We start from the raw sequence: 26,738 nt of genomic DNA on the forward strand, positions 1-26,738 counted from the left end.
AACCCATGGCCGTGACAATGTTCACGGCCATTATGTTTCACCAGAGGAGCAGAGCAGCATGATTGACACTCTTGACGTTGTGCAAAACCCCAGCCAGGACGACATCGATTTTTTACGAGACAACCTGATCAAAACCAATCGTGAGTTTGTCGGTGAACAGATACGTCGCCCACTTGCCATCTTCTATCAGGATGAGCAGATGCGTCGTGCCGGAGGATGCAGTGGCCATACCTACGGTAACTGGCTCTATATCGAGTATCTGTGGGTGGCCAGTAGCCTGCGGGGGCGCGGTGTAGGAGGCCGGTTATTGGCAGCAATGGAGCAGGCTGCCCTAGAGCGCGGCTGCCGTTTTTCACAGCTCGATACTTTTAGTTTTCAAGCAAAGCCTTTTTACCAAGCGCGGGGGTATTCAGTCGTCATGACGTTGGAAAAGTGCCCGGTGTTTCATCAGCGATATTACTTAACCAAAATCTTGTAGCGCTGGCAGTGACTGGTGCCCTGCTTAAAAATATCTGACGCAATGGATAGTGTTCTGGTAGATACATGGGGGGCATTTATCTTTATGGGCTATTTATCAAGGCCATGGTTTTGTGATGGTTCATGGTGTGACTATATTGGCTTGGTCACAAAACAAACCGGGTACTCTGTCTGGGGATCAAGTCAAATCCTGCATCAATGATCTCGCCTTTATAATCGGGATCGCGAGCCATCCGCAACATCATAGATGCAGCTTGGCTGGCAACAGAGTGAATATTGATATTGATACTGGACAAGGTCACGGGGGCCAGATAGCCGCTGCCTGGAAAATCGCCAAACCCGATGATAGATAGTTGCTCTGGTACCGGGATATTGCGTGCAATCGCCTCCATCAGCAATGCAGTACCAATGGTATCGTTTGATGCAAAAATGCCGTCGAGTTTGCGCTCTTTGAGCAGTGTCTTGATGAGTAGTTCGCGTGCGGCGGGGTAAATATTGTCGCTGTAAGGGATTTCGACCAACAAGGGATCCATACCCGCCGTCTCAAGTGCCTGGCAAAAGCCGCTGTAGCGGCTCTGCGCACGCACGTCATCGTTAAAACGGGTCGTGAAATAGGCAATTTTATGGCAGCCGGAGCGTATCAGGTAAGATGCGGCATCGTAACCCACCTGAAAATGATCTATACCGACCTGCGCGACAAACGGACTGGCTTCACCGATTTGCCATGCTTGAACCACAGGCACCGCACTGTGCTCCAGCATACGAATCGTAGTATCACTGTGCTTAGCGCCAGTGAGGGTTATGGCGGCAGGAGACCATTGTAAAATGGAGCGGATCTGCTGCTCCTCTTTTTCCATTGAGTGATCATGAGATGCGATATAGAGCTGAAAACCGGCATCACTCACGATATGTTCAATCTGCTGGACAAAGGTACTAAAGGTAATATTGGAAATGGAAGGAACGATAATTGCCATTGCCGAGCTTCGCCCGGCAGTAAACTGACTGGCAATTTTGTTGTGCACATAACCCAATTCATCAATGGCACGCTGAATTTTATGGCCGGTATTGGCTTTTACCTTGTCTGGATGACGTACATAAAGTGAGACTGTCGAGGGGGACACCTTGGCCAGGGCCGCGACATCATCAAGCTTGACGGTTTGTTTGCTTCTCGAGGACACGTGTTCTGCTTCCTGATTGGTTTTACTCGGCTCGATATCCTTCGTGATCTGAGGGAAAAGCCATCCAATAATCTCCCGACATGTATTTAAGTGTATAAAAAATAAGGCTTAAGTAAAAGTGATGATTCGCTGTAGGAGGTGCGTCGGCAATTCGGGTTACTTGTATGGTAATTAGATTTTGGTTAGCCATTACAAATAAAAACGTGTTGCCAAGAGCGCTTGAGCGTTTTGGCATCCAATGTCGAAAAATGAGCCTCTTTAACTGCCATGACCCATGGCAGTTAACTGTTCAAATAAACACCGCACCCCATGGTGAAGGGGTGTTACTTCAGGGTATGAGTATGAGTATGAGTATGAGTATGAGTATGAGTATGAGTGTTTAGTGTTATGGGAATAGGTAGTTCTCATCGGCACTCTCTGCAATCGTCTAATGGGTGTTACAACCGCGTTGGATAGCTCACCGTTCAGTGCCTGGGACGTAGCGACAACCACTTGGCATGGGGGTTATTGAGCATATGGCTCTGATGAAGGTAGTGGAGATACGTTCGCCTCCTGCCGGTATTGGCGCAGCAGTTTGAGGAAATCGTCCGGTTCCCGATCCAGGCTGCCTACCGGGATCAACAGGTCATAACCGAGCAAGTGGCGCATGCGAATCATCCGTTGAGCCAGCATGGCCAATGCGCCATCGTAGTGCAGCCCTTGCGGGGAGCAAAAGTGACTCTCCTCCAGCCAGTCGATGCCTTGTAAGGGGTCATTTGTATGCACTGGCTGCCCATGGAGCTGCTCATTATGCAGGGCATGCAGCAACACAGGGCGCTGCTCTGTCAACAGATGCACGGCCAGTCTGGGAGTGATCAGTGTCAGAAACTCGTCATACTGTTTTATCTTGAAACCGATATAGGGCAGGGGCTGGAGATCCCAACCAACATGGATTCTGGGTTGATCGATACGCTGGATGTTGTGCCACTTCAGTGCCCAGCCGCCATATTTGTGGTGATAGTGGAGGGAGTGCTGGCATAGGGATAGGCTGATCGGGGGTTCATTGAGCTTGAGCCAGCCTATCAAGGTCATCATCATGCCACTCAGTAGCAATATATAGGCCGGGAGCACCGGGCCTTCCACAAGCAACCAGAGCAGTAATAGCATCAGGCTGGTGATGAGCCCCCCGGCCCAGATCAGGGTCAGCCCGTTTCGGCGGACCAGAGGCTTTATATGTTGTGTCTCCATTTAACCTCCTTGTCCTGATGAGAGGGGCGATCTTTTATGACACCACCTGATTGTCTTTGAGCAAGTATAAGAGCCGCGTTTTTGCGCTGGCCAGCAAAGCAAATGGCAGTCATGGGCCGGCTCGGGTATAGTCCTGCGCCAATGGCGTTATCCTGTTTTGCTGACCCGTCGTGGCCCAGGTGGTGGCGAGGGCCAGGCCTGTGTAAGGAGTGTTATGAAGTTCAGTCCCCTGCTCGATGAGATGATGAAAGCCCTGCAGGTATTGCCGGGGGTGGGGCCCAAGTCTGCCCAGCGGATGGCCTTTACCCTGCTCGAGCGTGAGCGCAGCGGCGGCTTGCGGTTGGCCCAGCTGCTCTCTCGCGCCCTGACCGAGATTGGCCACTGCAGCCACTGCCGCACCTTTACCGAGAACGATCGCTGCGATATTTGCGCCAATCCCAAGCGGGAAGAGAACGGTCTGCTCTGCGTGGTGGAGAGTCCGGCGGACGTGGCCGCCATCGAGCAGACCGGCCAGTTTTCCGGTCGCTACTTCGTGCTGATGGGCCATCTGTCGCCGCTGGACGGCATCGGCCCGGAGGAGCTGGGGCTCGATATTCTCGAGCGCCGTCTGAAGGAAGAGCACATCAGTGAGCTGATCCTCGCTACTAATCCCACCATCGAGGGGGATGCTACCGCCTGGTATATCGCTGATATGGCCCGTGCTGCCGGGGTAGAGGTGAGCCGCATCGCCCACGGTGTGCCGGTGGGCGGAGAGCTGGAGCTGGTGGATGGCACCACGCTCTCCCACTCCCTGATGGGGCGTCAGCGCCTCAAATAAGGGGCGGGATAGGGCTGTATCATTGCGGCTTGATCAGAAAATCGGCAGTTGAATGGAAAAAGGGGGCGAATGAGCAGGATTGCACATTCGCCCCCTTGATATTTGATTGGCCGTCCCCATCTAGGTTGGGCATATGTTCAACCCGATGTTTCTGAGGATTGGTCCATGACCCAAAGTGTTCATGCCGAAACCCACGGCTTTCAGACTGAAGTCAAACAACTGCTGAGCCTGATGGCTCACAGCCTCTACTCCAACAAAGAAGTATTCCTGCGCGAGCTGATCTCCAACGCATCCGATGCGGCGGACAAGCTGCGCTTCAAGGCGCTTTCCGATGCCTCTTTGTTTGAAAACGACGGCCAGTTGCGTGTGCGCCTGGTGGTGGACAAAGAGAAGCGTACCCTGACCATCTCCGATAACGGGATCGGTATGACCCGTGATCAGGTGATTGAGCATCTGGGTACCATCGCCAAGTCCGGCACCGCCGAATTCTTCAAAAACCTCTCCGGCGATCAGGGTAAGGATTCCCAGCTGATCGGTCAGTTCGGGGTCGGTTTCTACTCCGCCTTTATCGTGGCCGACAAGGTGACCGTGGTGTCCCGCGCCGCCGGTACTGCTCCGGAGCAGGGTGTGCAGTGGGAGTCGGAAGGGGAAGGCTCCTTCACCGTCGCTGATGTGACCAAAGAGGGTCGCGGTACCGACGTCATCCTGCACCTGCGCGCCGAAGAGGACGAGTTCCTCGATGACTGGCGTCTGCGCTCCGTGGTGGGCAAATATTCCGATCACATCAGTGTACCGGTCGAGATGTTCAAAGAGGGTACCCCGGATCGCGAAGAGGATGGTGAGACCATCGTCGGCACCCCGGGCGAGTGGGAGCAGGTCAACCGCGCGACTGCACTGTGGACTCGTAACCCGAAAGATATCAAGGACGAGGAGTATCAGGAGTTCTACAAGCACGTCGCCCACGACTTTGAAGATCCGCTGCTCTGGGGTCACAACCGGGTGGAAGGGGCGCAAGAGTACACCAGCCTGCTCTACGTACCGGCCCGCGCACCGTTCGACCTCTACAACCGCGATCAGAAGCACGGTCTGAAGCTCTATGTGCAGCGCGTCTTCATCATGGATGACGCCGAGCAGTTTATGCCGACCTACCTGCGCTTCGTCAAAGGGGTGCTGGACTCCAACGATCTGCCGCTCAACGTCAGCCGCGAGATCCTGCAGGATAACAAGGTGACTGCCTCCCTGCGCAAGGCTTGCTCCAAGCGCGTGCTGACCATGCTCTCCAAGCTGGCGAAAGACGATGCCGAGAAGTACGCCAAGTTCTGGAAAGAGTTCGGTAACGTGCTCAAAGAGGGCCCGGCCGAGGATTACGCCAACCGCGAAGAGATCGCCAAGCTCCTGCGCTTTGCCAGTACCGCTGGCGAGGGTGAAGCCCAGACCGTGTCGCTGGAAGATTACGTTGGCCGCATGAAGGAAGGCCAGCAGAAGATCTACTACATCACTGCTGACTCCTATGCCGCCGCCAAGAACAGCCCGCACCTCGAGATCTTCCGCAAGAAGGGTGTCGAAGTGCTGCTTATGTGGGAGCGCGTGGACGAGTGGCTGATGAGCCACCTGACCGAGTTCGATGGCAAGCAACTTATCTCCGTCACCCGTGGCGAGCTGGATCTCGGCGATCTGGAAGACGAAGCCTCCAAGCAGGCACAGGAAGAGGCCGAGAAGGCCAACGCCGGTCTGGTTGAGCGGGTCAAGAAGAGCCTGGGCGATGCAGTGAAAGAGGTGCGTGTCACCCACCGTCTGACCGACTCCCCCTCTTGCATCGTCACCGACGCCTACGGTATGAGCACCCAGATGATCAAGCTGATGCGCGCGGCCGGCCAGCCGGTACCGGAGCAGAAGTACATTCTGGAGCTCAACCCTGATCACGCGCTGGTGAAGAAACTCGACACCATTGAAGACGAGGCACTGTTCGGTGAGTGGGTCACCCTGCTGCACGAACAGGCCCAGCTGGCCGAGCAGGGCGGGCTGAATGATCCGGCGAGCTTCGTCTCCCGCATCAACCGTCTGCTGCTGCAAGCCTAAGCAGCAACGCCGGTAACAGAAAGCCCACTGCATGCAGTGGGCTTTTTTGATCCCGCCGAGTGAGCTCGGCGAAACACAGCGGCAAGGGAGGCGGCCAGCGCCTCTCTACTTGCGGTATTCGTTGTTGTAGTTCTGGATGAGACGGCGGGTCACCTCGTGCTGGGGATCGGCAAACACCTTGAGGGTCTTGCCGCGCTCCACCACCCGACCTTCGTGCATCACCAGCACCTCGTCGCTGATATGGCTGACGATGCCCAGATCGTTGGCTACCAGCACATAGCTCAGCCCCATGGTCTCCTGCATCTCCAGCAGCAGGTTGATGATCTGGGAGCGTACCGAGATATCCAGGGTGGAGAGCGCTTCATCGGCCACCACGATTTTGGGGTTGAGGATCAATGCCCGCGCCAGCGCCACACGCTGCTGCTGACCGGCAGAGAGCATCTGCGTGTAGAAGAGGGCGTGGTCCGGCAGCATCCCCACCATGCGCAGGGTCTGGATCACCTTCTCGTGACGCTCCTCCTCACTCATCTCGGTGTTGAGTCGCAGCGGGGTTTCCAGGATCTGGCCGACCCGGATCTTGCGGTTTAGCGAGGTGTTGGGGTCCTGAAAGATCATCCGCAGCAGCTTGCAGCGGGTTTGATAATCGCCGTGCACCATCAGTTGACCGTCGATGGCGATGTCACCGCTGGTGGGCTCGATCATGCCAGCCAGTATACGGGCCAGGGTGCTCTTGCCGGAGCCTGCTTCTCCCAGAATGGCCAAGGTCTGGCCTACCTCCAGATCAAACGAGAGGGGCTTGATCGCCTCCACCGCCTGACGACGGAACAGACCGGTGCGGTTTTGATAGGTTTTGCTAAGGCCTCTGACCTGCAACAGGGATGGCTCGATCACAAGCGGGGCTCCTTCATGGGGGCGTTAACGATCATCACTTTTTCGGCTCCTCCATGTTCAGCGGGAAGTGACAGCTGAACTGATGGCCCTTGATCTTGTTCATCAACGGAGTCTGCACGCACTGCTTCTGGGCGTAGGGGCAGCGCGGCCCCAGACGGCAGCCGATGGGCAGGTGTTGCAGCGGCGGTATGACGCCGGGCAGGGTCTCGAGGCGCGACTTGTGGCGCACCAGCTTGTCAAAGTCGGGGATCGATTTGAGCAGGGCATCGGTATAGGGGTGATGCGGGGTTTCGAGGATCTGCTCCCGGGTGCCCACCTCCACCATCTGGCCGCAATACATCACGTTGATGGTATCGGTCAGGTTGGCGATGGCGGCGATATCGTTACTGATGATCAGGATGGTGGTATTGCCCAGCTTGTTCATCTTGTCCAGCAGTCGCAGGATCTGGGAGTGGGTGGTGGACTCCATGGCGCTGGTGGGCTCGTCGGCTACCAGCAGACGCGGCTGGTTGGCAATGGCCATGGCGATCATCACTTTCTGGCACATGCCATCCGACAGCTCATGGGGATAGGCGCGCATCACCTTGCGGTGATCCTTGACGCCTACCCGGTGCAGCAGGGCGATGGCCTTCTTCTTGCGCCACTGGAAGCGCTGCCAGAACTGCCCCTCGAACGAATCGGTCGGGATCGCCTCTTCCAGCTGGGTGCCGATCTCCTCGGAGGGGTCGAGACAGCTGATGGGGTCCTGGAAGATCATGGCGATCTCGCGACCCATGATGCGACGGCGCTCCTTGGGGGCCATGGTCAGCAGATCCATGTCGTTGAAGCGCATCCGGTCGGCACGTACCGTCCAGTTGTCCTTCTCGATGCCGACGATCACCTTGGCGATCAGACTCTTGCCGGAGCCGGATTCACCCACCAGACCGCGGATCTCCCCCTCGGTCAGGGTCAGGCTCACCTTGTCCACCGCCTTGACCTTGCCCTGCGGGGTGTCGATCTCGATGGTGAGGTTGCGTATGTCGAGCAGAGGCATCAGTCATTCCCCTCTTTGAGTGCTTCACGAATGCCTTCACCAACCAGCGATGGGTTGACCTGCACGCCGTACAGGAATGAGTGGGGGACAAGGGTGAGCATGTCTATCTTGGGCACAGAGCATTGCATCAGTCATTCCCCTCTTTGAGCGCTTCGCGGATGCCTTCGCCAACCAGGTTGGTGACCAGCACGCTGAACAGGATAGCCATGCCCGGCAAAGTGACGGTCCAGGGGGCGAGATAGATGAGATCGCTCGAATCAGCCAGCATGGTGCCCCACTCCGGTTGGGGAGACTGGGCGCCGAGGCCGAGAAAACCGACTGCCGAGATATCGAGGATGGCTGCCGACAAGGTGCGAGTAGTCTGGGCCACCAGGGTTTCGACGATATTGGGCAAAATAGCCAGACGCATGATCCTGAAGGGGGGCGAGCCATCGAGCCGACTGGCAATGATGTACTCCTTCTGCATCTCGGCATGCACCGCGTTGTAAGTGGCCCGTATAAAGGGGGGGATCAATGCCAGGGTAATGGCGATCAGGGTGTTGCCAAGGCCCGGGCCCAGAATGGCAACCATGATGATGGCCATTAACAGGGAGGGGATGGAGAGCAGAGTATCGAGCAGATGGTGCAGCACACTCGATTTGAGCCCCTTGCTCATGCCACCGAGGATACCAATGGCAGAGCCGACCACCATGGCGATCGCCACCACGACCAGGGCACAGCCGAAGGTGAGACGTGCTCCTACCACCAGCCGGGAGAGCATGTCGCGCCCCAAATCATCGGTGCCCAGGAAGTAGTCGATATTGCCGGTTGCCGCCCAGGAGGGGGCCAGCAGCAGCTTGTCGGTGTGTTGTTCATCAATGCTGTAGGGAACGACCAGTGGCCCCACCAGAGTGACAAGCAGCAACAGTAAAAAACACCAGAGACCCGCCATCGCCAGCGGGTTACGGCGATAGGATGCCCACGTCTGCTCAAGGGGCGAAAGGATCTTGAGTTCGGGGTAAATGTTCGATTTATCTTGCATAGGGTACCTGGCTCCTGGTCACGCCATGAGCGCGTTCAATCCTGTTTGGCATAGAGCTCTTTGCGCCGTGCCGGATAGATAAGGGTGGTCAGCAACTCTGTGCTGACGCTGATCAGAATAACGAAACTGGCCACCACCAGAGTCGCACCACGAATGGCGGCGTAATCCTGCAGGGCGATGCTGCTGATGAGCCAGCGGCCGATCCCGTGCCACTCGAACACCACCTCGGTGATCATGGCGGAGGTGAGCACGCTGCCCAGTTGCAAGCCCAGCAGCGGGAGTACCGGCGGCAGGGCGTTCTTCAGACCATGGCGCCAGACGATCTGCGCCTTGGACAGGCCCCGGCTCGCCGCCGCCTTGATGTAGTTCTGCTTCATCACGTCGATGAGGGAGCTGCGCACATGACGGATCACCTCGGTGGTGGGCACCACCGCCAGCACCAGTGACGGGAGAATAAGGTGGCGCAGGGCATCATGTAGTGCTGCTTGTCGCCAGGGCTCGTGGCTCAACAATACATCGATCAGGGCAATACCGGTAATGTGTGGTACATCGTAGAGCAGGCTGATCTGTCCTGATGACGGTAGCCACCCAAGATCCAGCGAAAAGAGCATTACCACCAGCAGTGCCAACCAGAATACCGGTACCGCATAGCCGATAAGACCTGCGGTCATGATGGAGAGATCCAGCGTCTTGCCTTGTGACAGGGCAGCCAGAGTGCCGAGGGGAATACCCACCAGCAGCGAGATGGCAAATGCCGCCAGGCAGAGGATCAGGGTGGCGGGAAAATAGTGGCGGATCTCGTCCAGCACCGGCAGCCCGGAGACGCTGGAGATCCCCAGGTCGCCTGCAAAAATACGGCGCAGAAAGTCGGGATAACCGCGCCAGAAACTCAGTTCGTGACCGAGCAACCGATACTCCAGCAGATAGGCGACCAGCGTCAGCGCCAGCAGGGTGATGAGCAGCAGGTTGATGCGGCGCAAGATGTATAGAAGCATGCTTACTCCCTGTAGGCCTGATTGAAGGAGGTGCCGCCAAAGGGCATCAGTGTCAGCCCCTCGATATCGCTGCGAGTGACCTGGGTACGCAGGGCATGGGCCAGCGGAATGAGCGGCAACTGTTCATTGAGCAGGGTTTGCGCGTAATAGTAGTTGCGCAGCCGGAATGAGAGCTGGGGTGTGGTGACCGCATCATCCAGCAACTGGTCGAAGGCCGGACTGCACCAGCGGCTGTAGTTGTTGCCCCGCTCCACCGCAGAGCAGCTCAGCAACTGGCGAAAGAAGTTGTCCGGGTCGGCATTGTCGGCGATCCAGCCGGAGAGCAGACTGTCGTATTGCCCATTGAGCAGGCGTCTCTCAATGACGGGCCACTCTTGCTGCACAATCTTGAGTTTGATCCCCACCTTGGCCAGGTCACTGCGGATCAGTTGGGCTGTCTTGACCGCATCCGGGTTGTAGGGGCGCGCGTCCGGTTGCACCAGTACCTGCATTTCCAGTCCCTGTTCGAGCCCGGCCTCCTTGAGCAGTTGGCGTGCCCGTTTCAGGTCGGGCTTGCGCTCGGGCAGGCTGGGGTTGTAGCCCCAGGAGAGGGGGGGCAGCAGACTGTTGGCTGGCAGGCCGGTATCGAAATAGACCGCCTGTAGCAGGTTGTCGACATTGATGGCGCTGGCAATGGCCTGGCGAACCTTGACGTTGTTGAACGGTGGTTTACGGGTATTGAGGGCTAAAAACGCGACATTCATTCCTGACTGGACCGAGAGGCTCAAGTCGGGGTGCTCTTTGATCACCGAGAGCTGGCTGGCAGCCGGCGTGCTCATTACGTCACACTCGCCGGTCAGCAGCTTGGCCAGCCGTTTGGCGGATTTTGGGGTGATGTCGTAAACCAGTTGTTCAATTTTTGCTGGCCCGTTCCAGTAAGCGGGATGGCGCTGATAGCGAATGAACTCGTTGTGACGATACTCCTTGAAGCTGAACGGGCCGGTACCGATGGGGCGGCTATCCAGCAGGGTCGGTGTGCCCGCGTTGAGCAACTGGTCGGCATATTCGGCCGAGAGGATCACTGCATAGTCGCTCGCTAGGGTAGCAAGGAAAGAGGCGTTGGGCTGATTCAACTCAAAGACGACGGTGTGTGGCCCTTTTTTGTAGACCTTCTTGATCAGCTGATCCTGCCCCAGACTGAAGAAGTAGGGGTAGTCGCCGCCGGAAACCAGATGATAGGGGTGCTGCTCGTCAAGCTGGCGGGCATAGGTGAAAACCACATCGTCGGCATTGAAGGGACGGCTAGGTGTGAACCAGGCGGTATGGTGAAAGCTTACCCCTTCGCGCAGGGTCAGGGTGTAGGTGAGGCCATCCTCACTGATCTGCCAGTTGGTGGCGAGCGCCGGCTCCAGCGCCAGGGTGTTGGGGTTAACTTCCAGCAAGCGGTCGTAGAGCGGACGGGCACTGGCATCCAGCGTCACCCCTGAGTTGGAAACATGGGGATTGAAGGAGAGGGGGGAGCCCTCAGCGCAATAGATAAGCCCGGTTTTGGAGGCCTCGGGTTGCTTCTGGCAGCCGGTGACCAGCACCAGCAGACCCAGCAGCAAGGGGGTGAGCATTCTCATTGTTGAACCATGTTCTTATAAGGGGTTTGTACGCACGCTTTGATACAAATGTGCCAGCGCGGAGGCTGGCGTGTTGCTGGCGTCGGCATCAACCGCGCTCCTTCACTCTTGTTCTGCATCGTTATCGCCATCCAGCAGCTGATATTTGCGTAGCATGCCACGGAACTGGTGATAGCTTAAGGCCAGCAGTTGAGCGGCTTTGCGCTGATTATACTGGGATTGCTGCATCGCTTGCTTGAGTAAATTAATCTCGTATTCCGCCACCGCCTGCTTGAGATCGAGTGGCAAGGCAAGGGGGGATGCAGATTGTACCTCGCTTCGGGCCTCTTGCGCAGGTTGCGTGACCTGTGGTCGCCAGGGGGAATCAAACGGGTTGAGCACCAGGGTCGAGAGCGGCAGTTGGGGATTGCCCTGACGATAGATACTGCGCTCCACCACGTTCTTCAGCTCCCGCACATTGCCCGGCCAGTGGTAATCTAGCAGCAGCTGGGTTGCCTTGCGCGAGAAACCGGCAAAGAGCGGATACCCAAGCTCCCGGGTCATGCTGTGGGCGAAGTGTTCCGCCAGCATCAGGATATCTTCCCGCCGCTCCCGCAAGGGGGGGAGGGTGATCACATCAAACGCGAGCCGGTCGAGCAGATCGTGGCGAAACTGCCCCTTGTCGGCCAGCGCAGGGAGATCCTCGTTGGTGGCGCAGACCAGCCGCACATCCACCTTGAGGGGCTTGGCCCCGCCCACCCGCTCGAACTCGCCATACTCGATGACCCGCAGCAACTTCTCCTGCACCCGGGCGCTGGTGGTGGCCAGCTCGTCGAGGAAGAGGGTGCCGCCATCGGCCCGCTCGAAGCGGCCCTGATGGCGCTTGGCGGCGCCAGTAAACGACCCCGCTTCGTGACCGAACAGCTCGGTCTCCAGCAGGCTCTCACTCAGGGTGGCGCAGTTGATGGTGACAAAGCTTTGATCCCAGCGCGCCGAGAGATAATGTAGGCGGTGGGCGATCAGCTCCTTGCCCGTCCCCCGCTCACCGATGATCAGCACGGGTTTGCGCAGCGGGGCGAGCCGTGAGGCCTGCTCAATGATCTCGAGAAATGCGTTGGATTCCCCCAGCAGGCTTTCCGTGGCCGTGGTCATAGTGATCCCTGTCAGTTGTAAAAGCTGGTCAATCTTACCAAAAGTTGGTGATTTTAATCATCTCTTGCGCGAGGCATCTTGCAATCCGGCTATTCTGCCCCATATAAATCAACAAGTTAAATTTTGTTCCAGATTGGCACACAAGTTGCCATTGTCAATGGAGAAACAACGCCATGCCAATAACAGGAGTGCAATCATGAGTATTTTTTCCCGTCTGGCCGACATCATCAATTCCAACCTGACGGCCCTGCTCGACAAGGCAGAAGATCCCCAGAAGATGGTGCGCCTGATCATCCAGGAGATGGAGGACGAGCTGGTCAAGGAGCGCTCCAATCTGGCCCGCTTCCTCGCCAGCCAGAAAGAGATTGGTCGTCAGGTCGCCCGTCATCAGGAGCGGGTCGACGAGTGGCAAGCCAAGGCCGAGCTGGCCCTGACCAAAGGGCGTGAAGATCTGGCACGCGCTGCCCTGATCGAGAAGAAGAAGCAGAGCGAGCTGGGTGAGGCGTTGCAGCGTGAGCAGCAGGCGGTCGATAGCGGCATCGAGAAGCTGGGTGAAGAGATCCGTCAGCTCGAAGCCAAGCTGGAAGATGCCCGCGCCCGTCAAAAGGCGATGGCCATTCGCACCGAAGCTGCCAGCAGCCGTCTCAATGTGCAGAGCCAGGTAGCCCGTGGCGAGAGCCTGGCGGTGGTGAGCAAGTTTGAGCGGATGGAGCGTCGCATCGACGAAATGGAAGCGCGCGCCGATCTGGGACAGTCCGACAAGGCGCTGGCGCAGCAGTTTGCCGAGCTGGAAGTGGACGATCAGATAAGCCGCGAGCTGGAGGCGATGCGCCAGAAGCTGGGCCAGGGCGACAGCAAAAGCGAAGGCAAACAGGGGGAGTAACAGATGGAAGATCTGCTGGGCGTATTGATGGTTCCCATGGTGGTCTTCATGGTGGTGGTAGCCCCCATCTGGCTGGTGCTGCACTATCGTGCCAAGGGGCGGATTGGCGCCGGTCTTGCCGATAGCGAGCGGGAACAGCTGCAAGGGCTGCTGGCTCGTACCGAGAAGATGCAGGAGCGAGTGGGCGCGCTGGAATCGATTCTGGATGCGGAAGTACCCGGTTGGAGGAACAAGGTATGAGCAGTGTCAGTCGTGAAGGGCGTAACCTCTATCGTGATCCCCAGCGTGGCAAGATAGCCGGGATCTGTGCCGGTTTGGCTGAGTATTTCGGGGTGGAGATCTGGATCGTGCGGCTGCTCGCCATCAGTGGCCTCATCTTCGCCGGTTTCATTACCTTCACCGCCTATATCGCTGCCTGGTTCTTGCTCGACAAAAAGCCGGTTACCCTCTATTCGCAAGAGGATGCCGACTTTGCCGAGGTGCGGATGAAGGCGCGCAGCTGGCAGGCGGGGATCACCCCTCATCAGGCGCTGGGCCGCATCGCGCAGGAACTTGACGCGCTGGAGCCCAGAGTTCAGCGGATCGAGAAGCTGGTGACCTCAAGGGAGTTCACCCTGCAGCGGGAATTTCGCAAGCTGTAGTGCTTGCTGAAGCCCCCATGTCGATGGCAGCGCCTCCCGTGATGCGCCACCATCGACACCAGCTATCCAGATGCAACCACCAAGGGAGAACGGGTCAAGCCTTGATACTCAATAAACTGGAACAGAAGTTGACTCGCCTGCAACACAAGGCGAACGACGTGGTGAACCGGGTGCGGGATCGCCATATTCGGCTGGCGGTGACCGGCCTCTCTCGCAGCGGCAAAACCGCCTTTATCACGGCGCTGGTCAACCAGCTGGAACACGCGGCCATCGATGGCCGTTTGCCGTTGTGGGATGCCCTGCGTCAAGGGCGCATCCTCGGCGCCCGCCGGGTGCCGCAGCTCAATGCCCACATCCCCACCTTTGCCTACGAGCGTGGCCTCGACTCCCTGTTTGGCGATCCACCTGCCTGGCCCGAGCCCACCCGCGGCGTGGCCGAAGTGCGTCTCGAAATCCGCTATCGCACCCGTCACCCTCTGCGCAAGCATCTGGGGGAGATCTCCACCCTCTACGTGGATCTGGTGGACTACCCCGGGGAGTGGCTGCTCGACTTGCCGCTCCTTGAGATGAGCTACGAGCAGTGGAGCGAACAGGTACGCGAGCAGTTGCGTCGCCCCGAGCTGCAAGCGCTCTCCGCCAGCTGGCTGACCCCCGGGTGGCATGCCGGTCAGCGCTTCGAAGAGCGGCCGGTAGCTGAGCTGGCCGAGCGCTACACCGCCTATCTGCATGCCTGCAAACAGGAGTTGGGATTGCACCTTATTCAACCCGGTCGCTTCGTGTTGCCGGGGGAGTATGCCGGTGCCCCCATGCTGCAATTTGTCCCCTGGGTGTGGGAGATGCCTGTCGGCGAGCCCGCTGATGGCACTCTTTACGCCACTCTCAAGCAGCGCTTCGAGCAGTACAAACAGCATCTGGTGCAGGGTTTTTATGAGCAGCACTTTGCCGGTTTTGATCGCCAGATCGTGCTGGTGGATTGCCTGCAGCCCCTCAATGCAGGGGCTGCCAGCTTTGGCGATATGCAGCAGGCCATCGCCCGCATCATGGAGAGCTTTGCCTACGGCAAGAGCAACTGGTGGAGGCGACTCTTCTCGCCCCGTATCGACAAACTGCTGTTTGTGGCGAGCAAGGCCGATCACGTCACCCCTGAACAACATGGGCCCATGGTCTCCCTGCTCCAGCATCTGGTGCGCAGCGGCCGCGGGCAGGCCCGTTTTGAGGGGATCACCACAGAGTGTCTGGCGCTCGCCGCCATCAAGGCGACGGAAGTGGGCAAGGGGGTGGCCAATGGCCGCGAGTTCCCCGCCATCCGTGGCACCAGTCTGAGCGGTGAATCGCTGCTGCTGTTCCCGGGGGAGGTGCCGCCCCATATTCCGCCCGCGCAGTGGTGGAACAGTCAGGGCTTTGATTTTCAGGCGTTTCGCCCCATGCCCATGAGCCCCCATCAGGCGCTGCCCCATATCCGGCTTGATGCGGCGCTGGACTTTCTGCTCGGGGATCACCTCGAATAACGGTGCGCGGCCCGGGGTTGTTTCCGGCGCCGCACTCAGGAGAACAATGCGATGAACGATCAGATAAAAGAGCGGCCACCGCTGCAGGGCAAGGTGATCCTTGAGCCTGCCTTGACGGTGGCCAGTGACGAGCGACCGCCCGCACCGGCCCAGCGGCTGGAGGATGCGAGCTTCGAGCGCCTCGACGAGCTGGACGAGTTCACCGAGGTGGAGAGCGCCCTCGTCAGCAAACCGCGTCGCCGTCATCGGCTGCTGGCGTGGGGGCTGGGGGCGGTCGGTCTGCTCTCGTTGGGCCAGTATTGCGCCTTTCTTTACGATCAATTCCTCACCACCCCGCTCTGGGGCAGCGCCTGGCTGGCGGCCTCGGCGCTGGTGGCGGCGGGTACCGCCAGCGTGGTGGGGCGCGAGTGGCTGCGACTGCGCACCCTCAAGCGGCGTCAGGATGTGCGCTCGCGTGCCGAAGATCTGCTGGCCCATCAGGGAGTCGGGCAGGGGCAGGCCTTTTGCGAAGGGTTGGCGGTCAAAAGTGGTGACAAGGGGCGCGAGGGGTATCAAACCTGGCTGGCCCAGCTCGACGAGAGCCACAGCGATCGGGAGGTGCTGACCCTCTATAGCCAGCTGGTGCTCGGCGAGCGCGACAAACTGGCGCAGGCGCGGGTGGCCAAATGGTCGGGGGAGGCCGCCGTGCTGGTGGCGCTGAGCCCGCTCGCCACCGTCGACATGATGCTGATGCTGTGGCGCAACCTGCGGATGATCGAGGATATCGCCGATGTCTATGCCATCGAGCTCGGCTACTGGAGCCGCATACGCCTCATCCGTCAGGTGTTTCGCAACATGCTCTACGCCGGTGCCACCGAGCTGGTGACCGAGGTGGGGATGGACTTGCTGGGCGCCGAGTTTGCCGCCAAGCTCTCTGCTCGCGCGGCGCAAGGGGTGGGGGCCGGGCTGCTCACCGCTCGCCTTGGCCTGCGCACCATAGAGGCGTGCCGCCCGCTGCCCTGGTGTGCGGACGAGAAGCCCAAACTCGGTGAGCTGCGCAAGCGGCTGATCGGCCAGCTGGCGGGGTATCTCAACAAATCCTGATAGCCCTGTCTGCACCTTGCTGCGATGACCCATGCCCCTGTCGTGCTCGCCAAGCCGCAGGGGCATGGTTTTAATCGGCAGATCATTGAGTTGGCAGCAGTGCCCGGTTTTGGCGAGGCGCCCGTTTACGGTTAAGCTGGCAGTCAATCGTATCAATCACACCAATAGTACCAATCGGCAAGGATGCCCGATGAACTTTACCTTTCGCCAGATCCGTTATTTTGTGGCCGTGGCCGACAGCTTCTCAGTGAGTCGTGCCGCAGCCGAGCTGCATATCTCCCAGTCGGCGGTCACCAGCGCCATTCGCGAGCTGGAGACCGAGCTCGGCGCCCCGCTATTCGAGCGCAATCCGCGCGGCGTCACCCTCACCACCCAGGGCCACCAGTTTTTGCTCCACGCCCGCCGCATTCTCGGCGCCATGACCGAGGCGAGCCACTCCCTCAAAGCGGTGGCCCAGCAGGATCAGGGGCGACTCACCATCGGCGTGACCACCTTGGTGGCGGGTTACTACCTCTCAGAGGCGCTTGGCCGCTTTCGCCGTGCCTTTCCGGCGGTACAGATCGAGGTGAAGGAGGATGAACAGCCTTTTCTGGAGCACCAGATCGTCAACGGCGAGGTGGATGTGGGGATCCTGATGACCAACCGCACCATCCGGCAAGAGGCGTTTGATACCGAATTGCTGACCCGTTCGCCGCTGCGGCTCTGGCTGGCCGCCAACCACCCGCTCTGCGCCGAGTCGACCCTCTCGCTCACCGCGCTGGGGGAGGAGCCGATGATCTCGCTGACCGCCGATCAGCTCGATCAGATCATCGGTGGCGGCCTGCGCCGCTACGGCATCTCCCCCCGTATCGTGCTGCGCACCGCGTCGGTGGAGGCAGTGCGCAGTCTGGTGGCGAGCCAGCTCGGGGTCGCCTTGTTGCCCGATTTTGCCTATCGCCCCTGGTCGCTGGAGCAGGAGCGGGTCGAGGCGCGCCCCATCAAGGAGCCCATTCCCGCCATCGATATCGGGCTGGTGTGGCGCCGTGGTTCTCGGCTGGATTGGACGGCGCGGGAATTTATCGATATTGCGCGGGATCAGAGCCGGTTGCGGGCCCGTCAGGCGCTCCCTCGCTAGCCATATCTTGCGGGGTAGCCACCAAAAATCAGATTCATCTGCACTCGATATCGATTTAGCTGATACCTGAGCCACCAAAAATTGAAATATTCATCGTATTGCCACTCCCCTAAGCTCATTGCTGGTTAACAGGATGTTAACGCCTATGGTGGCGTTCCTTCACCTGATGCAAGTCAACACAATGCAAGGAGTGCATGATGAAATTGACCCCTCTGATGCTGGCTCTTGTTCCGGCGCTGCTGGCAGGCCAGACCCAGGCTGCCCCGACCGAGCTCGGCAAGGGTGAAGGCCAGCTCAATATCGTGGCTTGGGCTGGCTACGTTGAGCGTGGCGAGACCGACAAGAACTACGACTGGGTGACCGGATTCGAGAAAGAGACCGGTTGCAAGGTGAGCGTCAAGACGGCGGCCACCTCGGACGAGATGGTGGCGTTGATGAACGAGGGGGGCTTCGATCTGGTGACCGCCTCCGGCGATGCCAGTCTGCGTCTGATTGCCGGTGGCAAGGTGCAGGCGCTCAATCTGGCGCTCATCCCGAGCTACAGCAAGATTGATCCCCGGCTGCAAAATGCCCCCTGGCACACTGTGGATGGCAAGCACTACGGCGTGCCCTACCAGTGGGGCGGCAATATCCTGATGTACAACACCAAGGTATTTCCCAAGGCACCGGACTCCTGGAACGTGGTATTCGAGGAACAGACCCTGGCGGATGGCAAGTCCAACAAGGGGCGGGTGCAGGCCTTTGACGGCCCGATCCACATCGCCGATGCCGCCCTCTATCTGATGACCCATCAGCCTGCCCTGGGCATCAAGGATCCTTACGAGCTGAACGAGGATCAGTACAAGGCCGCCCTCGACCTCTTGCGCCAGCAGCGTCAGCTGGTGGGACGCTACTGGCACGACGCCTTCGTCCAGATCGACGACTTCAAGAACGAGGGGGTGGTGGCCTCCGGCTCCTGGCCGTTCCAGGCCAATACCCTGATCGCCGACAAGCAGCCCATCGCCACGACGGTGCCCAAGGAGGGCGTCACCGGCTGGGCCGACACCAGCATGGTACACAGCGAGGCGAAGAACCTCACCTGTGCCTACAAGTGGCTGGAGCACTCCCTGAGCAACAAGCTGCAAGGGGATCTCGCCTCCTGGTTCGGCTCCGTGCCGGTGGTGCCCGCCGCCTGTGAGGGCAATGCCCTGCTGGGCCCGACCGGGTGCAAAACCAACGGTATCGACAACTTCGATCGGGTTCGCTTCTGGCGCACTCCGGTCTCCCAGTGCAAGAGCCAGGGAACTTGCGTGCCCTATTACCGCTGGGTTTCCGACTATATCGCCATTCTGGGCGGCCGCTAAGGCGGGGGTGAGCAAGGTGGTCTGAACCGCTGCCACCTTGCCAACGGCAGGGGCGCTGCGCCTCCTCTGCACGACTGCCGAGAGCGGATAATCAAGCGGGCCGGACAGGAGTCCGGCCCATCCCAGCACAGACAAGGACGCCCCATGAACGCCGTACAATTTGACCGGGTCAGTCGCCACTATGGCGAGGTGAAGGCGGTCGACGACATCTCTTTCCAGATCCCCTCCGGGGAATTCTTTACCCTGCTGGGGCCGAGCGGTTCCGGCAAGACCACTTGCCTGCGGATGATCGCGGGCTTCGAGTACCCGAGCGACGGGGAGATCCGCCTGTTCGGCGAGCCCTGCTCCACCGTGCCCCCCTACGATCGCAACCTCAATACCGTGTTTCAGGACTATGCCCTGTTTCCCAACATGGATGTGCGCGACAACATCGGCTATGGCCTGATGCTCAAGGGGGTCGCCAAGGCACAGCGTTACCGCAAGGTGGACGAGATGCTGGAGCTGGTGCGACTGCCCGGGGTCGGCAAGCGCCGCCCGAGCCAGCTCTCCGGCGGCCAGCGCCAGCGCATCGCCATCGCCAGAGCCCTCATCAACCAGCCACGCATCCTGCTGCTGGATGAGCCGCTGGGGGCCCTCGATCTTAAACTGCGCGAGCAGATGCAGCTTGAGCTCAAGGCGTTGCAACGCCAGCTGGGCATCACCTTTATCTTCGTCACCCACGATCAGCAGGAGGCGCTCTCCATGAGCGACCGGATCTGCATCTTCAGCCAGGGCAAGATCGAGCAGATCGCTGCGCCCGATACTATCTACGACGCTCCGGCGACGCCGTTTGTGGCCCGCTTCGTTGGCACCGTCAATCTGTTCGAAGGGGAGCAGGCCAGACGGCTGTGCGGCGACGGCAGCCAGATGATGGTGCGCCCGGAGCGGATCCGGCTCGCTGAGGCGGGCGCGCCGGGCTGGTCGGGGGAGATCCGCGAGGTGGAGTATCTGGGTCCCTTCGTCCGTTATCGGGTTGATCTCGGGGAGCAGCTCGAGATCATCGTCAACCACCCCAATGAGGGGCAGGCCCGTCTGGCCCGTGGCAGCAGGGTCAGCCTCAGCTGGCCGGAGCAGGCTATCCATCGCCTGAGCTGCGCCCATCAGGGGGCGCAGCCATGAGTGCCCCTCACAGTGCGAGTCTTGCCATGAACCATCAGCCCGAACCTGCCCGTTTCAGGCCGCTGCGGCGCCTCTCGACCCTGCTCTATGGTCGGCCCGGCCTGCTGCTGGCGATCCTGCTGGGGCCGCCGCTGCTGTGGCTCGGCATCATCTATGTCGGCTCCTTGCTGATGCTGCTCTCCAACTCTCTGTTCGGGCTGGACGAGTTCAGCGGTCAGGTGCGCCACGAGCTGGGGCTGCAAAACTTCGTCGCCCTGCTGCGGCCGGAGAATCTGGATGTGATCGGCCGCACCGTCGGCATGTCGTTGCTGGTAACCCTGGCCTGCGCCCTGCTCGGTTTTCCGGTTGCTTACTACATGGCACGCTACACCAGTGGCAAGACCCGGGCGCTGTTCTATGTAGGGATCATGCTGCCGCTCTGGTCCAGCTATCTGGTGCGGGTCTATGCCTGGAAGTTGATTTTGGCCAAGGAGGGGGTTGTGAGCTGGCTGGCGGACAGCATGGGGCTGGAGTGGCTGCTCGATGCCATCCTCTCCCTGCCGGTGATAGGTGGCCCGTCGCTCTCTTTTTCGCGGCTCGGCACCTTTATCGTGTTCGTCTATGTCTGGCTGCCCTTCATGATCCTGCCCATTCAGGCAGCGGTGGAGCGTATACCGCGATCCCTGCTGGAGGCGAGCAGCGATCTGGGGGCGACAACCGCCCAGACCTTTCGCAACCTGATCCTGCCGCTGGCGTTGCCTGGTGTGGTGGCGGGCTCCATTTTCACCTTCTCGCTGACCCTCGGTGATTACATCATCCCCGGCATCATCGGCAACTCGACCATGTATATCGGTCAGGTGGTCTATATGCAGCAGGGGACTGCGGGCAACTTGCCCTTCGCCGCCGCCTTCTCGCTGGTGCCGATCCTTATCATCGCCATCTATCTGGCGATTGCGAAACGACTGGGGGCTTTTGATGCGCTTTGAATCAATCGCTTTGATCCGGCAGCAAGGAGGCCGTCATGTCAGCTAGCTCAGTGAGCCGTCAGGGAGAGCGCCCTTCGGGCCTGCTCAAGTACGCCGCCATCGGCGGGCTCTTGTTCCTGCACTTTCCCATTCTGTTTATCTTCCTCTACGCCTTCACCAGCGAGAGCAAGAGTTACCAGTTTCCGCCCCCCGGGCTCACCCTCAAGTGGTTCGAGGTGACCCTCAATCGCCCCGATGTGTGGCGTGCCATCCAGCTGTCACTGGAGGTCGCGGGGCTGGCGACACTGGCGGCCATGATCCTCGGCACCTTGGCAGCAGGGGCCATTGCTCGCAGCCGCTTCTTCGGTCAGGAGGTGGTGTCACTGCTGCTGGTGCTGCCCATCGCGCTGCCCGGTATCGTCACCGGTATCGCGCTGCGCTCTGCCTACGGCTTGATGGAGATCCCGTTCAGCTTCTGGACCATCGTTATCGGCCACGCCACCTTCTGTGTGGTGGTGGTCTACAACAATGCGCTGGCCCGTTTTCGCCGCACCAACCAGAGCCTCATCGAGGCGTCGATGGATCTCGGGGCCGACGGCTTCCAGACCCTGCGCTACGTGATCCTGCCCAATCTGGCCACGGCGCTGCTGGCGGGGGGCATGCTGGCCTTTGCCCTGAGCTTTGACGAAGTGATTGTCACTACCTTCACGGCAGGCCAGCAGACCACGCTGCCCATCTGGATGTATCAGGAGCTGATCCGTCCCCGAGACAGGCCGGTCACCAACGTGGTGGCCCTCATCATAGTGGCCTTCACCACTATCCCTATTTTGCTTGCCTACTACCTCACTCGCGACACCCATGATGTCGCTGGCAGTGGCAAATGATGACTCAACGTGTGCGCAAGGATGCAACTATGAAACTCTCTACCCAACTCTTGATTGATGGCCAGTTTGTGACCGGCGAGGGGCAGGCCGAACCCATTCTCAACCCGGCTAACGGCGAACAGATCGCCGCCGTGCCCGAAGCCTCGTTCGAACAGGTGAACCGGGCTGTGAACGGTGCCCAGCGCGCCTTCGCCCAGTGGAGCCGCACCACCCCAGCAAGCCGCAGCAACCTGCTGCTGCGTCTGGCGGATCTCGTCGAGCGCCACGCCGAGGAGTTTGCGGCGCTGGAATCCCTCAACTGCGGCAAACCTTATCTGGCGGTGCTCAACGACGAGCTGCCCGCGGTGGTGGACTGCTTCCGCTTCTTTGCCGGGGCGGCCCGCTGCCTGCAAGGGCCGCTGGCGGGGGAGTATCTCGAGGGGCACACCAGCATGATCCGCCGCGACCCCATTGGTGTTGTGGGCAGTATCGCCCCCTGGAACTACCCGCTGATGATGGCGGCCTGGAAGATGGCGCCGGTGCTGGCGGCGGGCAATACGGTGGTGCTCAAACCCTCCGAGCAGACCCCGCTCACCGCTTTGCGGCTTGCCGAACTGGCCAGCGAGATCTTCCCCCGCGGCGTCATCAACGTCATCTGCGGGCGGGGGGAAAGCGTGGGGGCGCCGCTGGTGGAGCACCCGCTGGTGCGGATGGTGTCGCTCACCGGCGATATCGCCACCGGCCAGAAGATCCTGCAGAGCGCCGCCCGCACCATGAAGCGCACCCACCTTGAGCTGGGAGGCAAGGCGCCGGTCATCATTTTCGACGATGCGGATCTGGAGGCGGTGGTGGCGGGCATTCGCACTTTCGGTTTCTACAACGCAGGCCAGGATTGCACCGCCGCCTGCCGTATCTATGCCCAGGGTAAGATCTACGACAAGTTCGTCGCCGCCATGACCGATGCGGTGGCCTCCATCAAGGTGGGAAGCCAGTACGAGGAGGGGGTGGAGATGGGGCCGCTTATTTCGGACAGACAGCGCAACCGGGTCGCCAGCTTTGTCGAGCGGGCCCAGAGCAGCGGTCATGTGGAGGTGACGGCGGGGGGCAAGATCCGCCCAGGCAACGGCTTCTTCTTCGAGCCGACCCTGATTGTCGGGGCCCGTCAGGAGGATGAGATCGTGCGCCGCGAGGTGTTTGGCCCTGTGGTGTCGGTGACCCGTTTCAATGATGCCGAGCAGGTGGTGCAGTGGGCCAACGACTCGGACTATGGCCTCGCCTCGTCGGTCTGGACCAAAGATCTGAGCCTCGCCAGCAAGGTGGCCAGCCACCTGCAATATGGCTGCACCTGGATCAACACCCACTTCATGCTCACCTCCGAGATGCCCCACGGCGGCATGAAGATGTCGGGCTACGGCAAGGATCTCTCCCTCTATGCGCTGGAGGATTACACGGTGCCGCGCCATATCATGGTCAAGCTGTAGTGGGGACTGGTTAGCGGGTTGTCACAATTTATTTACAACTGTTCCCGGCAGCCGGCTCATGGGTCGGCTGCTTTTTTTGTTGCCATTTCGTTACAGTGAAACCGTGATGAAACGGCAAGGCGCCTGATGTGGCGCCAGAGGATGGAACCGCTATGGCAACCTTTTACACCGCCCACCAGCCGGATGCTGACGGGGTGATCCACTACAGCAACGAGGAGCATGGTACCTGGCAGGTCCTGATCGAACGTCAGTTCGCCGCTCTCGATGGCAAGGGGTGTGACGAGTATCTGGCCGGTCTCGACAGACTGGGGCTGCCCCGTGAGCGCATCCCCCAGCTGGCCGAGATCAACGCCGTCTTGCAGCCTGCGACCGGCTGGTCGGTGGCGGCGGTGCCTGCGCTTATCTCGTTCGATCGCTTCTTCGCCCTGCTGGCCAACCGCCAGTTTCCGGTAGCGACCTTTATCCGGCGCCGGGACGAGCTCGACTACCTGCAAGAGCCCGATATCTTTCACGAGATCTTTGGCCACTGCGCCATGCTGACTAATCCGGCCTTTGCCCACTTCACCCACCTATACGGTCAGTTGGGGCAGCAGGCGAGCAAGGAGCAGCGGGTTTTTCTGGCGCGGCTCTACTGGTTCACCGTGGAGTTTGGCCTGCTGGCCACGCCTGACGGGCTGCGTATCTACGGTGGCGGCATTCTCTCCTCCATCGGCGAGACCGCCTATGCCCTCTCCGGCCAGCCGCTGCTGCAACCTTTCGATCTGTTGACCGTGCTGCGCACCCCGTATCGCATCGACATCATGCAGCCCACCTATTTTGTGCTGCCGAGTCTCGAGCATCTCTACCAACTGACTGGGGAGGAGATCATGGCTGCTCTGGCCGAGGCCAGTCGTCTTGGCCTCTATCCGCCACGTTTTGAGGTTCCCGCTGGCAAACAGGCGAGCTGACCAAAAGCAAACAACCCTATTTCATTTTCATTAATTTTTCATTAATTCAAGCAGGAGTAACCCATGTCCGAACTGGCCAGCCAACAGTGTGAAGCGTGTCGCGCCGATGCCCCCAAGGTGAGCGATGAGGAGCTGCGTGAGCTGATGCAGCTTATTCCCGACTGGCAGCCGCTGGTGGAGGGGGGGGCGCTGCAACTGCGGCGGGAATTTACGTTTCGCAACTTCAAGGAGGCGCTGGCGTTTACCAACCGCCTGGGCGAGCTGGCGGAGGCAGAGTTCCATCATCCGGCCATCCTGACCGAGTGGGGCAAGGTGACCGTCAGCTGGTGGACCCACAAGATCGGCGGTTTGCATCGCAACGACTTCATCATGGCTGCGCGTACAGACCAATTGCCCAGATAATCTGAGAACAGGTTGAGGCGGAGTATCCCCCTTCCTGCATTTCTGACCGAATGGGGGAGGTGACCGTCAGCTGGTGGATGCATAAGATCGGCGGCTTGCATCGCAACGACTTCATCATGGCGGCGCGCACCGATCAGTTGCTCCGGTAATCGCACCCCACACCAGCGTCATCGGTTGACCCGGGCCTGCCTGCGAAAGCGGGGCGGGCCCGCATTTTTATGGGCTGGCGCTCGCACTGGGGGGATCGAGACTGTATTATCCGCTCATTCATAGAGTTAGCTAGGAAGTGTGTCCCGAATGCGTCTTGAAGTCAGCTGTGAAGACCGCCTGGGCCTGACCCGGGAACTGCTCGACCGCCTGGTGGAGCACAATATCGATCTGCGCGGCATCGAAATCGATACCTCAGGCATCATCTATCTCAACTTTCCCGAGCTGGAGTTCAGTGATTTTCAGCACCTGATGCCGGAGATCCGCCGCATTCCCGGCGTCTACGACGTCAAGACCATCCCCTACATGCCTTCCGAGCGAGAGCATCACGAGATCGAGGCGCTGCTCAAGGCGCTGCCGGACCTGGTCTTCTCCCTCGACAGCAAGGGCAAGGTGACCCAGGCCAACCAGTCGGCCCTCACCACCCTCGGCTTGCCGGTGGAGGAGGTGCGCGGCGTGGCGCTCGGTTCGCTGGTCAAGGGCTTCTCCTTCACCCGCTGGCTGGAGGCGAGCGAGATCAAGCCACAGACCTGCAAGCTCAGTTTCAATGGCGAAGAGTATCTGGCAGATCTGATGCCGCTGTTCGTGGCAGAAGCCCGCGGCAAGCAGGCGCTGGCTGGGGCCGTGGTGGTGCTCAAATCTGCCCGTCGGGTCGGCCTGCACTTCAGCGCGCTTCATGCGGTGGAAGTGGGGGGCTTCGAGCATCTGCAGGCTGAGAGCCCCAAGATGAAAGAGGTGCTGTCGCAAGCGCGCAAACTGGCGATGCAGGACGCGCCGCTGTTGATTGTCGGTGAGACCGGTACCGGCAAGGAGCTGCTGGCCCGTGCCTGTCACGGGGCCAGCCTGCGCTCCAGCCACCCCTTTATGGCCCTCAACTGCGCTGCCATGCCCGATAACGTGGCCGAGAGCGAGCTGTTTGGTTATGCCCCCGGTGCCTTTGGCAACAACACCGAGGGCAAGCGCGGCGTGCTGGAGCTGGCGAGCGGCGGCACCCTGATGCTAGACGAGATCGGCGACATGTCTCCCCATCTGCAGACCAAGTTTTTGCGGGTGTTGCAGGATGGGGTATTCCGCCGGGTCGGTGACGAGCAGGAGGTGAAGGTCAACGTGCGTTTCATCTGCACCACCCAGAAGCAGTTGCTGGATCTGGTGCACGAAGGAACCTTCCGCGAGGATCTCTACTATCGCCTCAACGTGCTCAGTCTGGCGCTGCCACCCCTGCGCGAGCGCAAGGCAGACATCATGGTGCTGGCCCAGCAGTTTGTCTCCCGCTTTGCCAGCGAGTTGCAGCGACCCCGTCCGCGCTTTACCCGCAACATGGCCGACTACCTGACCGCCTACCGCTGGCCGGGCAACGTGCGTCAGCTGCGCAACTGTCTCTACCGCGCCATGACACTGCTGGAAGGGGATGAGCTGGGGCCCGAGCAGATCGACCTGCCGGTGGCGGCCGATACCATGCCGCTGATCGACGAGTGGTTTGAGGGGAATCTCGACGATGCGGTGAAGCGCTTCGAGAGCCAGCTGCTGGCCCGGCTCTATCCCGCCTTCCCGTCGACCCGTCAGTTGGCCAAACGCCTGGGCGTGTCGCATACCGCCATCGCCAACAAGCTGCGGGAATATGGCATCAGCAAGAAGTAAGTTGTTCCGGATGCTAGCCAACAGAGAGCCCGTCACCAGACGGGCTCTCTGTTTTCTTTACACGGCTTCCGGG

At 59.9% G+C, this 26,738-nt stretch carries 27 protein-coding genes; 18 read left to right on the forward strand and 9 right to left on the reverse strand.

Annotated elements, in window-relative coordinates; all coding sequences use genetic code 11:
* Positions 1 to 58: 58 nt before the first annotated feature.
* Positions 59 to 478 carry a GNAT family N-acetyltransferase gene (locus tag G5367_RS12540; RefSeq protein ID WP_421207032.1) on the forward strand — a complete coding sequence of 140 codons (420 nt, stop codon included), beginning with the start codon at positions 59 to 61 and terminating at the stop codon, positions 476 to 478.
* A gap of 145 nt (positions 479 to 623) precedes the next feature.
* Here G5367_RS12540 and G5367_RS12545 read toward each other — a convergent pair whose 3' ends face one another.
* Together G5367_RS12545 and G5367_RS12550 are read right to left on the reverse strand one after the other, a co-directional pair.
* Positions 624 to 1,655 (reverse strand): LacI family DNA-binding transcriptional regulator, encoded by a 1,032-nt coding sequence (locus G5367_RS12545; RefSeq protein ID WP_266134806.1) that lies wholly within the window; start codon positions 1,653 to 1,655, stop codon positions 624 to 626.
* Positions 1,656 to 2,159: 504 nt separating this feature from the next.
* Positions 2,160 to 2,882: a DUF2982 domain-containing protein gene (locus tag G5367_RS12550; protein WP_421244295.1), complete on the reverse strand. Its 723-nt coding sequence runs from the start codon at positions 2,880 to 2,882 to the stop codon at positions 2,160 to 2,162.
* A 214-nt stretch (positions 2,883 to 3,096) separates the two neighbouring features.
* On the opposite strand from G5367_RS12550, the gene recR reads away from it, so the two are divergent.
* Together recR and htpG are read left to right on the forward strand one after the other, a co-directional pair.
* The gene (gene recR, locus G5367_RS12555) at positions 3,097 to 3,699 is read left to right on the forward strand and encodes a recombination mediator RecR (RefSeq protein ID WP_019444931.1); all 603 of its coding nucleotides are present in this window, start codon (positions 3,097 to 3,099) and stop codon (positions 3,697 to 3,699) included.
* A gap of 165 nt (positions 3,700 to 3,864) precedes the next feature.
* A complete protein-coding gene (gene htpG, locus G5367_RS12560) occupies positions 3,865 to 5,778 on the forward strand; it encodes a molecular chaperone HtpG (protein WP_216978938.1) in 1,914 nt (637 codons plus the stop codon).
* 105 nt (positions 5,779 to 5,883) lie between these two features.
* Here htpG and G5367_RS12565 read toward each other — a convergent pair whose 3' ends face one another.
* The 7 genes from G5367_RS12565 to pspF all read right to left on the reverse strand — a co-directional run bounded on the left by G5367_RS12565 (position 5,884) and on the right by pspF (position 12,453).
* Positions 5,884 to 6,669, reverse strand: a complete 786-nt coding sequence (locus tag G5367_RS12565) for an ATP-binding cassette domain-containing protein (protein ID WP_421244296.1) — start codon at positions 6,667 to 6,669, stop codon at positions 5,884 to 5,886.
* A 34-nt stretch (positions 6,670 to 6,703) separates the two neighbouring features.
* The gene (locus G5367_RS12570) at positions 6,704 to 7,702 is read right to left on the reverse strand and encodes an oligopeptide/dipeptide ABC transporter ATP-binding protein (protein WP_005333679.1); all 999 of its coding nucleotides are present in this window, start codon (positions 7,700 to 7,702) and stop codon (positions 6,704 to 6,706) included.
* Positions 7,702 to 7,830: a hypothetical protein gene (locus G5367_RS12575; protein WP_421212122.1), complete on the reverse strand. Its 129-nt coding sequence runs from the start codon at positions 7,828 to 7,830 to the stop codon at positions 7,702 to 7,704. Before G5367_RS12575 ends, G5367_RS12570 begins: the two co-directional genes overlap by 1 nt.
* Positions 7,830 to 8,723, reverse strand: a complete 894-nt coding sequence (locus tag G5367_RS12580) for an ABC transporter permease subunit (RefSeq protein WP_421244297.1) — start codon at positions 8,721 to 8,723, stop codon at positions 7,830 to 7,832. Before G5367_RS12580 ends, G5367_RS12575 begins: the two co-directional genes overlap by 1 nt.
* Before the next feature lie 35 nt (positions 8,724 to 8,758).
* Positions 8,759 to 9,718 (reverse strand): ABC transporter permease, encoded by a 960-nt coding sequence (locus tag G5367_RS12585; RefSeq protein WP_288728356.1) that lies wholly within the window; start codon positions 9,716 to 9,718, stop codon positions 8,759 to 8,761.
* A gap of 2 nt (positions 9,719 to 9,720) precedes the next feature.
* Positions 9,721 to 11,316 (reverse strand): ABC transporter substrate-binding protein SapA, encoded by a 1,596-nt coding sequence (sapA, locus tag G5367_RS12590; protein WP_216980316.1) that lies wholly within the window; start codon positions 11,314 to 11,316, stop codon positions 9,721 to 9,723.
* Positions 11,317 to 11,424: 108 nt separating this feature from the next.
* On the reverse strand, positions 11,425 to 12,453 hold the full coding sequence (gene pspF, locus G5367_RS12595; RefSeq protein ID WP_005333674.1) for a phage shock protein operon transcriptional activator: 1,029 nt from the start codon (positions 12,451 to 12,453) through the stop codon (positions 11,425 to 11,427).
* Positions 12,454 to 12,649: 196 nt separating this feature from the next.
* On the opposite strand from pspF, the gene pspA reads away from it, so the two are divergent.
* The 15 genes from pspA to tyrR all read left to right on the forward strand — a co-directional run bounded on the left by pspA (position 12,650) and on the right by tyrR (position 26,665).
* The gene (pspA, locus tag G5367_RS12600; RefSeq protein WP_421244298.1) at positions 12,650 to 13,336 is read left to right on the forward strand and encodes a phage shock protein PspA; all 687 of its coding nucleotides are present in this window, start codon (positions 12,650 to 12,652) and stop codon (positions 13,334 to 13,336) included.
* A gap of 3 nt (positions 13,337 to 13,339) precedes the next feature.
* A complete protein-coding gene (gene pspB / locus G5367_RS12605; protein ID WP_005333672.1) occupies positions 13,340 to 13,576 on the forward strand; it encodes an envelope stress response membrane protein PspB in 237 nt (78 codons plus the stop codon).
* Positions 13,573 to 13,977 (forward strand): envelope stress response membrane protein PspC, encoded by a 405-nt coding sequence (gene pspC, locus G5367_RS12610; RefSeq protein WP_058058713.1) that lies wholly within the window; start codon positions 13,573 to 13,575, stop codon positions 13,975 to 13,977. The genes pspB and pspC overlap by 4 nt, the downstream gene beginning before the upstream one ends.
* Positions 13,978 to 14,078: 101 nt before the next feature.
* Positions 14,079 to 15,485, forward strand: a complete 1,407-nt coding sequence (locus G5367_RS12615) for a YcjX family protein (RefSeq protein ID WP_421294422.1) — start codon at positions 14,079 to 14,081, stop codon at positions 15,483 to 15,485.
* 51 nt (positions 15,486 to 15,536) lie between these two features.
* Positions 15,537 to 16,568, forward strand: a complete 1,032-nt coding sequence (locus tag G5367_RS12620; protein WP_421244300.1) for a YcjF family protein — start codon at positions 15,537 to 15,539, stop codon at positions 16,566 to 16,568.
* Between the two features lie 190 nt (positions 16,569 to 16,758).
* A complete protein-coding gene (locus G5367_RS12625) occupies positions 16,759 to 17,682 on the forward strand; it encodes a LysR family transcriptional regulator (protein ID WP_005346246.1) in 924 nt (307 codons plus the stop codon).
* Between the two features lie 197 nt (positions 17,683 to 17,879).
* Entirely contained in the window at positions 17,880 to 19,025 is a 1,146-nt protein-coding gene (locus G5367_RS12630) for an ABC transporter substrate-binding protein (RefSeq protein ID WP_368151701.1), read from the forward strand.
* 144 nt (positions 19,026 to 19,169) lie between these two features.
* Positions 19,170 to 20,183: an ABC transporter ATP-binding protein gene (locus G5367_RS12635; RefSeq protein WP_368151656.1), complete on the forward strand. Its 1,014-nt coding sequence runs from the start codon at positions 19,170 to 19,172 to the stop codon at positions 20,181 to 20,183.
* Complete coding sequence (locus G5367_RS12640) at positions 20,180 to 21,148, forward strand: ABC transporter permease (protein ID WP_421244301.1); 969 nt, start codon at positions 20,180 to 20,182, stop codon at positions 21,146 to 21,148. Before G5367_RS12635 ends, G5367_RS12640 begins: the two co-directional genes overlap by 4 nt.
* Positions 21,149 to 21,183: 35 nt before the next feature.
* Positions 21,184 to 22,011 (forward strand): ABC transporter permease, encoded by an 828-nt coding sequence (locus G5367_RS12645; protein ID WP_005352644.1) that lies wholly within the window; start codon positions 21,184 to 21,186, stop codon positions 22,009 to 22,011.
* Between the two features lie 29 nt (positions 22,012 to 22,040).
* Positions 22,041 to 23,471, forward strand: coding sequence for a gamma-aminobutyraldehyde dehydrogenase (locus G5367_RS12650; RefSeq protein WP_040069353.1), 1,431 nt, complete (start codon positions 22,041 to 22,043; stop codon positions 23,469 to 23,471).
* Positions 23,472 to 23,623: 152 nt separating this feature from the next.
* Entirely contained in the window at positions 23,624 to 24,418 is a 795-nt protein-coding gene (phhA, locus tag G5367_RS12655; protein WP_421212118.1) for a phenylalanine 4-monooxygenase, read from the forward strand.
* A 63-nt stretch (positions 24,419 to 24,481) separates the two neighbouring features.
* Positions 24,482 to 24,820 (forward strand): 4a-hydroxytetrahydrobiopterin dehydratase, encoded by a 339-nt coding sequence (locus G5367_RS12660; protein WP_216978931.1) that lies wholly within the window; start codon positions 24,482 to 24,484, stop codon positions 24,818 to 24,820.
* A 50-nt stretch (positions 24,821 to 24,870) separates the two neighbouring features.
* A complete protein-coding gene (locus G5367_RS12665; RefSeq protein ID WP_270905441.1) occupies positions 24,871 to 24,969 on the forward strand; it encodes a 4a-hydroxytetrahydrobiopterin dehydratase in 99 nt (32 codons plus the stop codon).
* A 148-nt stretch (positions 24,970 to 25,117) separates the two neighbouring features.
* Positions 25,118 to 26,665: a transcriptional regulator TyrR gene (tyrR, locus tag G5367_RS12670; protein ID WP_005333656.1), complete on the forward strand. Its 1,548-nt coding sequence runs from the start codon at positions 25,118 to 25,120 to the stop codon at positions 26,663 to 26,665.
* The last annotated feature ends 73 nt before the right edge of the window (positions 26,666 to 26,738 follow it).

Origin of the sequence: Aeromonas sp. 604282 (genome assembly GCF_049170575.1) — a bacterium.
GTDB classification, from domain to species: domain Bacteria; phylum Pseudomonadota; class Gammaproteobacteria; order Enterobacterales; family Aeromonadaceae; genus Aeromonas; species Aeromonas veronii_A.